Annotated in this window: 12 protein-coding genes; 6 read left to right on the top strand and 6 right to left on the bottom strand. The window is 69.7% G+C overall.

Features of this window, described 5'->3' with window-relative positions:
* The first annotated feature begins 57 nt into the window (after positions 1-57).
* The gene (locus tag ACNJ7K_RS03525; RefSeq protein WP_487041204.1) at positions 58-1,695 is read left to right on the top strand and encodes a fatty acyl-AMP ligase; all 1,638 of its coding nucleotides are present in this window, start codon (positions 58-60) and stop codon (positions 1,693-1,695) included.
* A gap of 25 nt (positions 1,696-1,720) precedes the next feature.
* On the opposite strand, the gene pth is transcribed toward ACNJ7K_RS03525, so the two are convergent.
* The 3 genes from pth to ACNJ7K_RS03510 form a co-directional block, all read right to left on the bottom strand.
* Entirely contained in the window at positions 1,721-2,293 is a 573-nt protein-coding gene (gene pth / locus ACNJ7K_RS03520) for an aminoacyl-tRNA hydrolase (protein ID WP_060652160.1), read from the bottom strand.
* A gap of 95 nt (positions 2,294-2,388) precedes the next feature.
* Positions 2,389-2,997, bottom strand: coding sequence for a 50S ribosomal protein L25/general stress protein Ctc (locus tag ACNJ7K_RS03515; protein ID WP_487041203.1), 609 nt, complete (start codon positions 2,995-2,997; stop codon positions 2,389-2,391).
* A 218-nt stretch (positions 2,998-3,215) separates the two neighbouring features.
* On the bottom strand, positions 3,216-4,394 hold the full coding sequence (locus ACNJ7K_RS03510; protein WP_487041202.1) for an aminotransferase class V-fold PLP-dependent enzyme: 1,179 nt from the start codon (positions 4,392-4,394) through the stop codon (positions 3,216-3,218).
* A gap of 154 nt (positions 4,395-4,548) precedes the next feature.
* Here ACNJ7K_RS03510 and egtA point away from each other — a divergent pair, with 154 nt between their 5' ends.
* From egtA to ACNJ7K_RS03485, 5 genes are all read left to right on the top strand, one after another.
* A complete protein-coding gene (gene egtA / locus ACNJ7K_RS03505) occupies positions 4,549-5,778 on the top strand; it encodes an ergothioneine biosynthesis glutamate--cysteine ligase EgtA (RefSeq protein ID WP_183070653.1) in 1,230 nt (409 codons plus the stop codon).
* Complete coding sequence (gene egtB / locus ACNJ7K_RS03500) at positions 5,775-7,070, top strand: ergothioneine biosynthesis protein EgtB (RefSeq protein ID WP_487041201.1); 1,296 nt, start codon at positions 5,775-5,777, stop codon at positions 7,068-7,070. Before egtA ends, egtB begins: the two co-directional genes overlap by 4 nt.
* A complete protein-coding gene (egtC, locus tag ACNJ7K_RS03495) occupies positions 7,063-7,812 on the top strand; it encodes an ergothioneine biosynthesis protein EgtC (RefSeq protein ID WP_159419007.1) in 750 nt (249 codons plus the stop codon). The genes egtB and egtC overlap by 8 nt, the downstream gene beginning before the upstream one ends.
* Positions 7,809-8,765 (top strand): L-histidine N(alpha)-methyltransferase, encoded by a 957-nt coding sequence (egtD, locus tag ACNJ7K_RS03490; protein WP_159419006.1) that lies wholly within the window; start codon positions 7,809-7,811, stop codon positions 8,763-8,765. The genes egtC and egtD overlap by 4 nt, the downstream gene beginning before the upstream one ends.
* A gap of 64 nt (positions 8,766-8,829) precedes the next feature.
* Entirely contained in the window at positions 8,830-10,056 is a 1,227-nt protein-coding gene (locus ACNJ7K_RS03485) for an MFS transporter (protein WP_487041200.1), read from the top strand.
* On the opposite strand, the gene ACNJ7K_RS03480 is transcribed toward ACNJ7K_RS03485, so the two are convergent.
* The 3 genes from ACNJ7K_RS03480 to ACNJ7K_RS03470 all read right to left on the bottom strand — a co-directional run bounded on the left by ACNJ7K_RS03480 (position 10,025) and on the right by ACNJ7K_RS03470 (position 14,311).
* A complete protein-coding gene (locus ACNJ7K_RS03480; protein ID WP_487041199.1) occupies positions 10,025-12,619 on the bottom strand; it encodes a helix-turn-helix transcriptional regulator in 2,595 nt (864 codons plus the stop codon). The genes ACNJ7K_RS03485 and ACNJ7K_RS03480 overlap by 32 nt on opposite strands.
* A gap of 221 nt (positions 12,620-12,840) precedes the next feature.
* Positions 12,841-13,524 (bottom strand): hypothetical protein, encoded by a 684-nt coding sequence (locus ACNJ7K_RS03475; protein ID WP_487041198.1) that lies wholly within the window; start codon positions 13,522-13,524, stop codon positions 12,841-12,843.
* A gap of 157 nt (positions 13,525-13,681) precedes the next feature.
* Positions 13,682-14,311 (bottom strand): DUF2461 domain-containing protein, encoded by a 630-nt coding sequence (locus tag ACNJ7K_RS03470; protein WP_487041197.1) that lies wholly within the window; start codon positions 14,309-14,311, stop codon positions 13,682-13,684.
* Positions 14,312-14,339: the final 28 nt, after the last annotated feature.

Here is a 14,339-nt window from a genome sequence, read left to right as displayed (position 1 = left end):
GATGTGCAACTACCGGATCTTGATCGAGGTCGTGCACCACCGGATGAGGAGCGGGTCGTGAGCAGGTTCACCGAGGAGATGTACGCGACGGCGGAGTCGGACACCGGAGCTCTGGTCACCGGCGAACCGGATACGCCGTTGCGGCAGAACTGGGGAGAGATCCACCGGCAGGCCCGCCGCATGGCCGGCGCACTGGCCGCGGCGGGAATCGGGCCCGGTGACGCGGTGGGTGTCCTCGCGGGACAACCGGTGGACATCGCACCGGTCTGCCAGGCCGTGTGGATGCGCGGCGGGAGCGTGACGATGCTGCACCAGCCCACGCCGCGCACCGACCTGCAGATGTGGTCGCGCGACACCGAGGTGGTCCTGCGGATGATCGACGCCCGAGCCGTCGTCCTCGGCGCACCCTTCGAGATCGCTGAGCCGCTGCTGCGCGAACGGGGCATCTCCGTCGTCACCGTGGAGCGGATGCGGGAGGGGAAACCCGTCGATCCCGTCGACACGGCGGAGTCCGACATCGTGCTGCAGCAGCTGACGTCCGGGTCCACCGGCTCGCCGAAGGCGGTGCGGATCACGCACGGCAACTTCTACGCCAACGCCTCGGCGATGATGGACCGCGTCAAGTTCTCGCTCGACGACGACGTCATGATCAGCTGGCTGCCGTTGTTCCACGACATGGGCATGGTGGCCTTCCTCAGCGTCCCCATGCAGGTGGGCGCCGAGGTCGTGTCGGTCACGCCGCTGGACTTCCTCCGCTCGCCGATCCTGTGGGCGGAGCTGATCAGCAAGTATCGCGGAACCCTGACCGCAGCACCGAATTTCGCGTACTCGTTGCTGGCCCGGAAGTTGTCGCAGGCGCCGGCCGGCTCGCTCGACCTGTCGTCGATGCGCTGGATGTGGAACGGCGCCGAGCCGGTCGATCCCGACACGATGGAGGCGCTCGCGGAGGCCGGCGAGCGCTTCGGTCTCGACCCGTCCGCCCTCGCGCCCTCCTACGGGATGGCCGAGACCACGCTCGCGGTGTCGGTCCCCGATCCGGGGCGCGGGATGGTGCTCGACGTGGTGGATCCGGACCTGCTCGAAGCCGGTGGGATGGCCGTGCCGACCAGCCGCACCTACGCGCGCCGCATGCCCACCCTCGGCCGTCTCGTGGCCGGCCTCGAGGGCCGGGTCGTCGGCCACGACGGACAGGTGCTGCCGCCCCGCGGCGTGGGCATCATCCAGTTGCGCGGCGAGGCCGTCACGCACGGCTATCTCACCGTGGACGGACCCGTACCCGCGCAGGACGCCGACGGCTGGCTCGACACCGGCGACGTGGGCTACTTCACCGAGGAAGGGCTCGTCGTGGTGTGCGGCCGGGTGAAGGACGTCATCATCATGGGCGGCCGCAACATCTATCCCACCGACATCGAGCGAGCAGCGGGGACCGTCGACGGGGTGCGTCCCGGCAACGCCGTCGCCATCCGGCTCGACGCGGGGGACAAGCGCGAATCGTTCGCGGTGGCCGTGGAGACCAAACTCTTCGACCACCCCGACGAGGTGCGCCGCATCGAACACGACGTCGTGCACGCGGTGGTCGCCGAGGTGGGTGTGCGGCCTCGCACGGTCGCGGTACTCGGTCCCGGCAGCATCCCGAAGACCTCCTCGGGCAAGCTGCGTCGCGGCACCTCGCTGGCGTTGCTGACGCGGGCCTGACCGTCCCGCATCGATCGATGCGGGGTCAGTGGATGCGGTTCTGGGCGCCCTCGAGGCCGAGCCTCAACAGCAGTTCGACGGCGTCGGCACCTTCCTCGCACCACACGTCGAGTTCCTTGCGTTCGGTGGCCGAGAACGGCTTGAGCACGAAGTCGGCGGGATCCTGGCGGCCGGGAGGGCGGCCGATGCCCATCCGGACCCGCAGGTAGTCCTTGGTGCCGAGCGCCGACGAGGTCGACCGCAGGCCGTTGTGCCCGTTCTCGCCACCGCCGAGCTTGAGCCGGATCGTCCCGAAGTCCAGGTCGAGTTCGTCGTGCACGACGATGACGTTCGCGGGATCGACCGAGAAGAACTTGGCCAGGGAGGCGACGGGGCCGCCGGACAGGTTCATGTAGGTGCGCGGCTTCGCGATGATCACCTGTCGCCCGTCGAGCCGGGCCTGCACGATGTCGGCGTTGCTGCGCTTGTGCGCGGAGAACTTGCCGCCGACGCGTCCGGCCAGCACGTCGGCCACCATGAATCCGATGTTGTGCCGGGTGTTCTCGTACTTCGGGCCGGGGTTGCCGAGACCGACCACGAGCGCGGCGTCGTCGCCCACGAGCTGATCCTTCCGTGCATTCGAACGACGTGCGGCGCGCCACCCCGAAGGGATGACGCGCCGCACGAGTGACTTCACAGGGAGCCGATGAAGGCTCAGGCCTCCTCGGAAGCCTCTTCTGCGGCCTCTTCGCCCTCGGTGCCCTCCAGGGCATCGGCGGAGGGAGCCTCGACGATGTTCACGAGCAGCAGCTCGGGATCGTCCTGCAGGGTCGAGCCGGCGGGCAGCTCGACGCCACCGGCCAGGATCTGGGTGCCGGCCTCGGCGCCCTCGATCGAGACGGTGATCTCCTCGGGGATGTTCAGGGCGTCGGCCTCGAGCTTGATGGTGTTGACCTCGTTGACCACCAGCGTGCCGGAGCCGGCCTCACCCGAGAGGACGACGGGCACCTCGACGGTGACCTTCTCGCCCTTCTTCACGACGAGCAGGTCGGCGTGCTCGATGTAGCGGCGGATGGGGTGGACGACGACCGACTTGGTCAGCGCGAGCTGGTCCTCGCCGTCGATGTCGAGGGTGAGGATGGCGTTGGTGCCGTGGTTACGCAGCACGGCTGCGAACTCGAGGTCGGGGAGGGCGAGGTGCCGGGGCTCGGTGCCGTGGCCGTAGAGGACGGCGGGGACCTGGCCGGCGCGACGGGCGCGGCGTGCGGCACCCTTGCCGAACTCGGTGCGGACGCTGGCTACGAGACGATTCTCGTCGGACATGATGTGACGGCTCCTACGCTGGTGGCACTTCGTGGTCGGGTGTTCTCGAACGAACGGATCCGACACGTGCGACCGGGGAGCACATTGCTTCCGTCGCAGCCGCGTCGATCACGGTGATCCAGCGATATTGCGGTTCACCCTCGCCGAGACAACTCGATCCACTTTACCGGACGACGTCGATCAGGGACAAACAGCCCTGTCGTCGACTCGTATGAGCTTCACGACCGGGCGATGTCGTGCACCGAGGCGAGGAACCTGTCGACGTCGGCGGGGGAGACGAAGTAGTGCGGCGACGCCCGCACCACCGACTGCAGGTCGCGCGAGGTCATGTCCAACAGCGTCGAACTGCGGCTGCTGACCGTGACCGTCACCGACCGCTCGGCCAGGGCGTCGCGGACCTCCCGCGGGTCGCGGCCGTCCACGGTGAACGAGACGATGCCGCTGCGCTGCTCACCGAGGTCGGTGACGGTGACGCCGTCGATGCCCGCGAGCCCCTCGCGCACGTGCCCGGCCCGGTAGGCCACCGCCTCGGCCACGGCGTCGACACCCAGATCGAGGAGATAGTCCACGGCCGCGCCGAGCCCGAGCCGGGCCGCCACTCCGGTCTCCCACATCTCGAATCGGGTGGCGTCCGGAGCGAGTGCGTAGCTGTCGGCCGAGGTCCACGAGGCGCTGTGCAGGTCGAGAACGGCCGGTTCGAGTTCGGTCACCAGGCGCGGCCGCACGTAGAGGAAACCGGTGCCGCGCGGACCTCGGAGCCATTTGCGCCCGGTGCCCGACAGCGCGTCGACGTCGAGTTCGGGCACGCTCACCGGCAGTTGCCCCACCGACTGGCACGCGTCGAGCAGCACGAGCGCCCCGACCGCGTGCGCGGCGTCGGCGACCTCCCGGACAGGGTTGACCAGCCCACCGTTGGTGGGGGCGTGCACGACGGACACGAGCCGCACCCGTTCGTCGAGCATCCCCTCGAGTGCCTCGACGTCGATGCGGCCGGACGGATCGGACGGAACGACCTCGACGGTGGCGCCGGTCGCCCGCGCGCGCTGCAGCGCGGCGATCGCGTTCGCGGCGTATTCGGCCTGCGAGATCAGGATGCGGTCGCCGGGTCGCAGCGGCACCGCGTAGAAGAAGGACGTCCACGCCCGCGAGGCGCCGTCGGACAGCGCGAGGGAGGCCTCCGGCACGTCGAACAGGCGGCCGAGCGAGGTCTTCACGGCCGTCAGGTCGTCGAGCCGTTCGTCGGCCGCCACGTACCCGCCGACCTCGGCTTCGCGCCGCAGGTGCGCGAGCATCGTCTCGAGCACCGGTGTCGGGGGCAGCGACGAGCCGGCGCTGTCGAGGAAGACCCGGTCGAAGCATCCCGGTGTGTCGCGTCGGGCCGCCTGGAGGTCCAGCACGGGCCGCTCACCTCCTCCGTCGTCCGTATCGTCGGGGTCGAGCCTGCCCGGTGGAGTGCGTTCGCGCACGCACCGGTGCGTTATCCGCGCGTCGTGTCCCCGGGCGGGTTAGTCTCGACCGCAGACCTGGCGCACCGGCCGAGGGGGTGGACGAATGGCAATGGCAGTCGATGCCGCAGCCTCCCGTGCCCGTAAGGAACTCGGCTCCCGAGCAGCAGCGGAGGACCACGTCCGCAGCAGGGCGTTCCGGCTGGGAATCCCCAGGCTGATCGGGGTCGAGCTCGAATGGCTCACCGCGCGGGCCGACGGCACCGAATCGCGTCCCGAACTCACGAGGCTCGTCGAGGCCCTCGGGCCCCACGCGCCGCGCACGGTGGCGCCGTCGTCGTCGGCCCGGCCGCTGCCGTCGGGCAGCGCGGTCAGCGTGGAGCCGGGTGGTCAGATCGAGCTGTCGAGCGTGCCGTGCACCTCGGCGCGGCAGGTGTGCGATCGGCTCACGGCCGACCTCCGCATGCTCCGGGCGTTGCTGGCCCGCCGGTCGGTGATCATGCTCGACCGTGCCGCCGACGAGGTGCGGCCTCCCCACCGTCTGCTGCGCACCCCTCGTTACGGGGCGATGGAGCTCCGCTACGACCGCATCGGCCCGATGGGCCGGCTGATGATGAACAGCACTGCGTCGGTGCAGGTTTCCGTCGACGCCGGACGCGACGAGGCGGAGATCGTGCAGCGCTGGGAGCTGCTCCACGCCATCGGCCCGGCGATGATCGCGGCCTTCGCGTGCTCACCCCGGTTGCGGGGTGCTCCGGAGGGCGACTGGGTGTCGCAGCGGATGCGCACGTGGCTCGAACTCGATCCCGACCTCGGCCACGTCCACCATCCCGCCGACTACCCGGCGTGGGTTCTCGACGCACCGCTGACCTGCGTGCGTTCGGAACTGCCCGAGTGGTACGCACCGCCCGGCGCGACCTTCGCGGCGTGGCTCGCGGGCGAGCTCGACGCCGACATCCGGCGTCGGCCCACCGTCGACGATCTCGACTATCACATGACGACGCTGTTCCCGCCGGTCCGACCGTGCGGGCATCTCGAGGTGCGTTATCTCGATGCCCAGCCGGCCGAGTCGTGGCAGGTGCCCGTCGCGGCCTTCGAAGCCCTGCTCTCCGCTCCGGAGGTCTCCGCGGAGGCGTGCGCGATCGCCGCGCCGGTGCGCGACCAGTGGTCCGAGGCGGCCCGTATCGGTCTTGCCTCGCTCGAATTGCGTGCTGCCGCAGCGGGTCTGCTCTCGCTCGCAGCGGAGTCCTCCCGCGACATGCGGTTCACCGCGGCGCTCGACGCGGCCGCGGCACGGTGCCTGCGCGGTCTGGCGCCGGGTGAGGAGGTGCGGTGACACCTGCTCGTGTTGCGCTCAGGCGTCACCTCGAGCGGGCGCGTGCCCGCACCGAGGTACTCACCTCCGTGCCGGAACAGGATCTCACCGCACAGCATTCGCCGTTGATGAGCCCGCTGGTGTGGGATCTCGCGCACATCGCCAACCAGGAGGAACGCTGGCTCGTGCGGGTCGCGGGCAGGCGCCCTGCGGTCCGCGGCGACATCGACGATCTCTACGACGCGTTCCGGCATCCCCGCGCGACCCGCACGGGGCTGCCGCTGCTCGACCCCGACGCCGCCCGCGGTTACGCGCGTGCTGTCCGCGATCTCACCTGGGATGTGCTCGAAGACAGTGCATTCGACGACGAGCTGACCCGCGAGGGTTTCGTCTTCGCGATGGTCGCGCAGCACGAACAACAGCACGACGAGACGATGCTCGCGACACACCAGCTGCGGCAGGGCCCACCTTTGCTCGACGCGCCGGAAGCGCCGCGCGCCGGAACCGTCCGCGACACCGAACGCGTCCGGATCCCCGCCGGCACATTCGAGATGGGCACGTCCACCGATCCGTGGGCTCTCGACAACGAGCGCCCGGCACACGTCGTCGAGGTGCCGGAGTTCGAACTCGACGCGGTGCCCGTCACCAACCGTCGTTACCTCGGGTTCGTCGAGGACGGCGGGTACGAGCGGCCCGAACTGTGGAGCGAGGCAGGCTGGCAGCACCGCCTCGACGCCGGTCTCGAGGCCCCGCAGTTCTGGAGTTGCGACGACGAAACAGGTTGGAGCCGAACGGCCTTCGGTCGCACGATGCCGCTGCATCCGGACGAGCCGGTCGTGCACGTGTGCTTCCACGAAGCCGAGGCGTTCGCCCGCTGGGCCGGTGGACGTCTTCCGGCCGAGGCCGAATGGGAGAAGGCGGCACGCTGGGATCCGGCCACCGGACGCAGCCGCCGATTCCCGTGGGGCGACGAGGATCCCGGTCCCGGCCACGCCAATCTCGGTCAGCGACATCTCGGCCCCGCCGTGGTCGGCTCGTATCCGCAGGGAGCGTCACCGCTCGGAGTGCACCAGCTGATCGGCGACGTGTGGGAGTGGACGTCCACACCGTTCACCGGTTATCCGGGCTTCCGCGCGTTCCCGTACCGCGAGTACTCCGAGGTCTTCTTCGGCGACGGCCACCGGGTTCTGCGTGGAGGATCGTTCGGGACCGACGAGGTCGCGTGCCGCGGGACCTTCCGCAACTGGGATCTGCCCATCCGCCGTCAGATCTTCGCCGGGCTCCGCGTCGCGTACGGGACGGGCGATGTGTAGACATCTGGCGTACATCGGACCGGAGACGAACGTCGCCGCACTGCTGTCCACCGGAACCAATTCGCTGCTCCGCCAGTCGTGGGCGCCCACCGACATGCGTGGAGGAGGGACGATCAACGCCGACGGCTTCGGTGTCGGATGGTGGAGTGCCGAAGGCACTTTCGGACGGTACCGATCGGCGTTGCCGATCTGGTCCGATTCCTTCGTCGGTGAAGGCCTGACGTCGATACGGTCGCGCACCGTCGTCGCCGCGACCCGCTCGGCCACCGAGGGGATGCCCGTCGAACGATCGGCGGCCGCACCCTTCTCCGACGACCGGTGGGCGTTCAGTCTCAACGGAGTCGTCCGGGGCTGGCCGGGATCGCTCGTCACCCTCGCCGGCGCGCTGCCCGTCGCCGAACTGCTGCGACTCGAATCTCCGACCGACGCCGCCACGTTGTGGCTCCTGCTGCAGTCGCGGCTGCGCTCGGCCGATCCCGAACCGGCGCTGATCTCGCTCGTCCACGACGTGCTGGACCTCGCACCGGACTCTCGTCTGAACATGTTGCTGTGCAACGAATCCGGGATCTGGGCCACCGCCTGGTACCACTCGTTGTGGACGTTCGTCGACGAACAGGTCGCGATCGTGGCGTCCGAACCGTTCGACGACGACAGTCGCTGGACACCCGTACCCGACCGGCATCTCGTCGCCGCGATGCCGGGCAAACTCATCGTCTCACCACTGGAGGTCGGCTCACCGTGATCGTCGACGTGCACCTGCGCCCCGAGGACCTCGACGCCAAACTGCGCGAGGACGCACGGCGCGGACTCACGTCCGATCCCAAGTACCTGTCGCCCACCTGGCTGTACGACGCGCGCGGCAGCGAACTGTTCGACGAGATCACGCGGCTGCCCGAGTACTACCCGACGCGCACCGAGTTCAGCCTGCTGCGCCGGCACGCCGCCGACTTCGCCGACGCCGCCCGCCCCGAGATGCTCGTCGAACTCGGCTCCGGGTCGTCGGAGAAGACGCACGTGCTGCTCGACGCCCTCGAACCGTATCTCCACACCTACGTGCCGCAGGACGTCTCCGAACCGGCACTGCGGTCGGCCGTCACCAGACTGGCGGCGGAGTATCCGAACCTGACGGTGCACGGGGTGGTCGGCGACTTCACCGATTCGCTCGCGCATCTCCCTGCCGGCGGGAAACGCGCGATCGCGTTCCTCGGCGGCACCATCGGCAACCTCGTCCCGAGCGAACGCGCACAGTTCCTCTCCGGGACGGCCGCGATCCTCCATCCCGGTGAGTGGCTGCTCCTCGGGGCCGGGCTCGTCATCGACCGCGACACCCTGATCGCCGCCTACGACGACGCGGCCGGAGTGACCGCGGAGTTCGACCGGAACGTCCTGCGGGTGCTCAACGACCGGCTCGGCGCCGACTTCGATCCCGGCCGGTTCGTGCACCGTGCCGTCTGGGACGCGGAGAACGAGTGGATCGAGATGAGACTCGAGGCGACCGAGGCGATGGACGTGACGATCCCGGGCCTCGACCTGCAGATCTCTTTCGCCGAGGGCGAGCAGATCCGAACCGAGATTTCCGCGAAATTCCGCCTCGTCGGTATCTCGCAGGAACTCGCCGACGCGGGATTCGTGGTCCGGCACGAATGGGTGGATCCGGACGGACGGTTCGTCCTGCTCGCCGCCTCCCGGGAGTAGTCCTCGAAAGGACGCCGACGAACCGATTCGACTTCCGCCGCGCCGACACGGGACGCTGGAGGACATGACGTCCTCCCGTCCCGTCCTGACGACCCCGGTGCTGTTGCTCATGGCCGTGGCGACGGGTCTGTGCGTGGGAGGCAACTACTTCAACCAGCCGCTGCTCGATTCGATCGCCGAAGCACTGGACACCTCCCGATCTGCCGCCGCCTCCACCGTGACGGTCGCGCAGGTCGCCTACGCGCTCGGGCTGCTGTTCCTCGTGCCGCTCGGCGACATGTTCCCGCAGCGGCGGCTGGCGGTGATGCTCATGCTGGCCGCGGCGGCGGGGCAGGGGCTGAGCGGATTCGCGCCGAACATCGGGGTGCTCGTGGTGGGCACCGCGATCGCCGGTCTGTTCTCGGTGGCCGCGCAGGTGCTGGTGCCGTTCGCGGCGACCCTCGCGACGCCGGAATCGCGGGGTCGCGCGGTCGGCACGGTGATGAGCGGGTTGCTCGTCGGGATCCTCGTGGCGCGGAGTGTCGCGGGCATCCTCGCCGAACTCGGCGACAGCTGGACGACGGTCTACCGGGTGAGCACGGTCGCCATGGTGATCGTGGCCCTCGCGTTGTGGCGGATGCTGCCGGCGACCCCACCGGTGGTCCGTCAGGGTTACGGCAGCACGCTGCGATCCCTCGGGACGTTGATCGTCACGCATCCCCGCCTGCGGACCCGGACGTTGCTCGGCGGACTGGGTTTCGCGTCGGTGGGCGCGTTGTTCTCGACGATGGCGTTCCTGCTGTCCGACCCGCCGTTCGGCCTCGACGACCTGCAGATCGGGCTCGTCGGGCTGGCCGGGGTGGCCGGTGCGTTCGCCGCGACCGCGGCGGGCCGGCTCGTCGACCGCGGTTACGGACCACCGACGACGGCGGTGGGTGTGGTCACGCTGGTCGCGTCGTGGGCGGCGCTCGCGGCGGGCGGGAGTTCACTGGTGTGGTTCGTCGTCGGGATGCTCGTCGTCGACCTCGCGCTCAATCTCGTGCACATCACCAACCAGAACATCGTGTACGCCCTCGACCCCGACGCCCGCTCGCGCGTCAATTCCGTCTACATGACGGGCTACTTCGTCGGAGCGGCGTCCGGTTCGGCGCTCGGCACGATGGCGTGGAGCGCCGGCGGGTGGACCGCGGTGTGCGTGCTCGGTGTCGGGCTGGCGGCCCTCGCGGGCGTCGTGTGGGCGCTCGATCTGCGGCTCGCCGCCCGGATGCGTGCGCGTTCGGCTACAGCGACCGGCGGACCGGCAACAGCCTGAGATCGCGCGCCCGGCCGATCGCCTCCACCCGCGTGTGCACCCCGAGCTTGCGGTAGATGCTGCGCAACTGGGTCTTGATCGTGTTGTGCGAGACGAACAACTTCTTCGCGATGTCGGCGTGCGTCGATCCCAGCGCGAGCAACTCCAGCACGTCCGTCTCACGCCGGGACAGTTCGACGTGGGTGACGGGTTCGGTGAAGACGGACCCGATCGCCTCGTCCGGGCCGATGGGACCGCCGAGTTCCGCGAGACGCCCGGCGACACCCTCGGGGAGAGTCGTGAAGGCGCGGCGGTTGCCGAGGGCCTCGGCGAGGGTGCGGGCCCGCTGCCAGCTGCGTACCGCGGCGTCCTTCTCGTCGAGATCGAGGTGGGCGCTCGCCTCCACGAGCAACGCCTCGAGATGTGCGCGCGGGAAACCGCACTCCGTCCACGGAACGCGCTTGAGTTTCTTGAGCGCGACGTCGGGATGGCCGGTGAACAGTTCGACGCGCGCGTTCGTCACCACGAGCATCGGATGGTTCTGCGGCGACTCCTCGGCGAGGGCGCGCGCGAGGTTGCCGTTGCCGAGCGCCAGCTGCAGGTCGATCTCGGCGGCGCCGAGCAGGATGCGCGAGAACGCGCCGCGGTCGAACAGATCGTGGTGCGAGGCGATGAGCCGGTGGAGTTCGGTGAGTCCGTCGTAGGCGTTGCCCGTCGCCAGGTTGTAGTAGGCCCGGCCGTAGGCGACGAATCCCCAGAGTTCCTCCGAGACCCGCGGGACGCCGAGCTCGTCGAGATATCCGACGGCACGGTCGAGCTCGAGCGAGTCGAGGTGGACGAGCGTGGACGCCACCCGACCACCCACCTTGACCATCTCTCCCCAGCGGCCCTCCGTGGGCTCGGCGTTGCTCTCGGTGCGCAGCCATTCGCGGGCGCGCGGATTGTCGCCGGTCACCGCCCAGTTCAGCGCCGAGCTTCCCGCGGCGTTCTGGATGACGAAGGCGATGTTCGCGGCATAGGCACCGCGGTAGGCGCGGCGGAAGACGGTGGTGGACTCGGTCAGATATCCGGCGAGCTGGAGCGTGATCGCCCACTGCACTCGCAGCAGCGGGAGCTGCGGGCCGAGATCGTCGGGCCGGTGTTCGAGGATCGAATGGACGAGTGGACGCAACAGGAGCGTCAACCGCGCAGCCTCACCGAATTCGCCCGAGACCCGCAGGGTCAGGGTCTGCACCGTCGCGACGTACACGGCCTGGGCGGCCCCGGGTGTCTTCCCGAGCTCGGCGAGCTCGTCGGGATCCGTGGGCAGGGAAGCGTGCAGGATCGAATGTTCGTCGAGCATCTGCGTGAACAGCGCGCGACCGGCCTGGACCGACGGGTGGTCGCCGAGCTCCTGGTCGGGGATCTGCCGGAGCACCTTGACGAGAACGTCGAAGGAACTGTCGACCATGCGCGCCCAGGATTCCTCGACGATCGCCACGGCGGTCTCCCAGTCACCGGCCTCGACCGCGTAGATCGACGCCTCGGCGGGCTTGCCGGCGTCGCGGTGCGCCCGGGCGAGTTCGACGAGCAGGGCGTCGACATGTCCGGGGCGCTCCCGGCGGGAGATGTCGAGCACGCACGAACGGACGGCGTCGGGCCACCGCCATGTCCGGGGATCGTCGAAGGGCGAATCCATCACGAGGCCTGCCGCGGCGAGCAGGGCCAGTGATGCTTCGGCATCCGCCGTGCCCGTCAGTTCGGCTGCCCGGTGGGCGGTGGCACTGTGGGCAGCGGCGACCGAGAACGCGAACTCGCGGTGCGCGTCGTCGAGTTCGTCGAGCCGGTTCTCGACGTACGTCCGCACGAGGCGGGCCAGGGCAGGGGTCGGCAGTCCTCGGGAGTCGATCAGGCGCTGGGGCCGGCTCCGGGCGACGACCGCGGCCGCCGAGACCAGGGTGGGCACACCGCCGAGTACGCGACACACGACCTCGCACTCGCTGTCGGAGCGCTCCGGTCCGGCATCGCGCAACAGCGTCGTCGTCTCCTCGACGGTGAAGGCGAGATCGGCCGCCGGGACGTACGTGGAGTCGATCCCGCGGAGGACGACCTCGGTCATGTCGGTGCTGTTGCCCGGCAGGCAGACGATCGCGTCGAGCCGTGGGCAGCGATCGAGCAGCCGGAGGGTTCCGTCGAGCACCTCGGCCGAGTTCTGCGGCGATACGCAGGCGAGCACGAGCAGGCAGGCCGACTTCAGATCGCGGAAGGTACGGACCACACGCTCGGTCGGGGAATCGTCGGGACCGCCGGTGGCGACCTCGAGGGCCGGGTGGTCGGCGAGAACCTCGAGCACACGCTCGGACAGGTCGCCGTCGCCGTCGCCGGACGCGGCGAGTTCGGGGACCCAGACGACCGTGTGGTCGGGTGCGCCGCCCCGATGGAGCCATCCTGCAACGAGGGTCCGTTTGCCGAAGCCCGGGGGAGCGTCGATCACCGTCAGCGTGGAGCACCGGTCGAGACACGCGAACAGTCGGGGCCGCGCCAGGGCCGAGGACAACGAACGCCACGCGGGTGCACCGACGCGAGGGGAGCCGGAAACACTCACGCGCACTCCTTCGGAAGGCTACGGCCCCATCTGCGCAGGCGTCGACGCCCGAGCAGCGTCCCCCGACAGGCTCTTGGTCGATCACAGACTACCTGGTCCGTTGTCGTGAGGTGCGGTAACGACAACCGTCGTGACGTGCGGGAACGACGGCAGCCCCGCACCCGGACCGTCGAGCGGACTCGACGGAGCGGGGGCGGGGCTGCGGCGGTGCGGTCCGGCGACTAGCTACCGGATGCGCTCAGACGTGCCTTCTCGAGTGCGGCGAGGGTGCGCAGGATCGTCGCCTTCTGCTTCTCCAGATCGCTGCGACGGGCGCGGGCGGCGAGGCCGTTCTGCTCGGCGACGAGCGCGAGCTGCGCCTCGATCGCGGAGAGCTGATCGAGCAGCGCGAGGGCCCGGGTCTGGATCTCCTCGACGTCCACGGCACCCGTCCGGACCGGAGCCGCGGACTTCGCCGGCTTGGGCGAGGAGGACGAGGACGAGCTCCGGGTCGCAGAGGCCGGACGCGTCGATGTCTGCGCGGAGGAACCGGTGTGGCTCTCGGTGATCGCGGCGGCGCGGGGACGCAGGGCCTTGCGCACGAGTGCCGGGTCGGGCTGCTCGGCGAGACGGATGTCGTTGAGGGCGCGGCGGGCCTCGCGGGCGGCGAGGCGGTGCTCGTACTCCTCCTCGTCGTCGGACTGCAGGGTGCCGCCGATGGGGCGCAGGCCGTACATGCCCATGAACTTGCGGGCCTCGTCGATGACGGCTTCGTGCTTACGGCATGTGGCACAGCGAGGTTCGTTGCGGAAGACCTCGACCGAGTCGGTGTCGCCACACCAGACGCACGCACCCGGCGACCATCGTCGGACCGTTCGGATTGTCGCGTTTTCCGTAGGGGCTTCGAGAGTTTGCGCGTCGGTCACGAGGTGCCACTTTAGGTGAAAGCCGAGTTACGCAGGGGAGGGGGGTCTCGCACGACCTGCGACGATTTCGCGCGGCGTGACGAAGATCATCCCCGTCTCGGCGCGTCCTTCAAACCATTGCGCCACACAGCATTTCCATACCACCCGGTCTGCCGGATCACGTTGCGGTAGCAGTGGTGAGCCAGCGCACCAACGGCCGGAACGCACGCCACGCCGAACGCACCTCCTCGAGGGTGCGCGGACTGTCGATCCACGGCGGGGAGATCTCGGTGCGGCCGGCCCACAGGGACCGGTGACGCATGAGTTCGATACGGGGATGATCGGCGTCCACGCCGCGCGGCCGGGACTTCAACCGGTCGCCGCCGATCTCGTATCCCGCGCGTTCGAGCTTGCGCACGATCCTCCCGAGCTCGGGGCCGCGACGGTCGTGATCGACCCCGGTCCGGTAACCGGCGATCTGATCGGACGAGCCGTGGAACAGGCCGGCGGCGACCCGCAACCCGGCAGCGTTGATCTCGACGTAGTAGCCGACGCTCTGCGTGACGGAGACGAATCCGCCCTGGTGGGTCTTGTACGGCAGCTTGTCCTTGCTGAACCGCACGTCGCGGTACGGGCGGAAGGCCTTGCCCTCCCCGAACTCCTCCTCGAGTTCCGCGAGCAGGGCAAGCATCGGGCCGCGCACGCAGTCGTCGTAGACGGCCTTGTGCGCGGCCCAGAATGCTTTGCTGTTGTCGGCCTCGAGATCGTCGTAGAAGTCGAGGGCCGCGACGGGAAATCCGGTGAACACCCGGACAAGTCTGCCCCGTCGTCGAGCG

The sequence above is a fragment of the Rhodococcus shunpengi genome, from assembly GCF_048381395.1.
GTDB lineage: Bacteria > Actinomycetota > Actinomycetes > Mycobacteriales > Mycobacteriaceae > Rhodococcus.
Note: the sequence above shows the minus strand (reverse complement) of the source record. Positions and strands in the feature narration are given on the sequence as shown.

Bases quoted from the DNA above. Each gene is read 5' to 3' on its own strand.
- egtA (WP_183070653.1), top strand. From the start codon at position 4,549: ATGGCAATGGCAGTCGATGCCGCAGCCTCCCGTGCCCGTAAGGAACTC.
- egtC (WP_159419007.1), top strand. From the start codon at position 7,063: ATGTGTAGACATCTGGCGTACATCGGACCGGAGACGAACGTCGCCGCA.
- ACNJ7K_RS03515 (WP_487041203.1), bottom strand. From the start codon at position 2,997: ATGTCCGACGAGAATCGTCTCGTAGCCAGCGTCCGCACCGAGTTCGGC.
- ACNJ7K_RS03485 (WP_487041200.1), top strand. From the start codon at position 8,830: ATGACGTCCTCCCGTCCCGTCCTGACGACCCCGGTGCTGTTGCTCATG.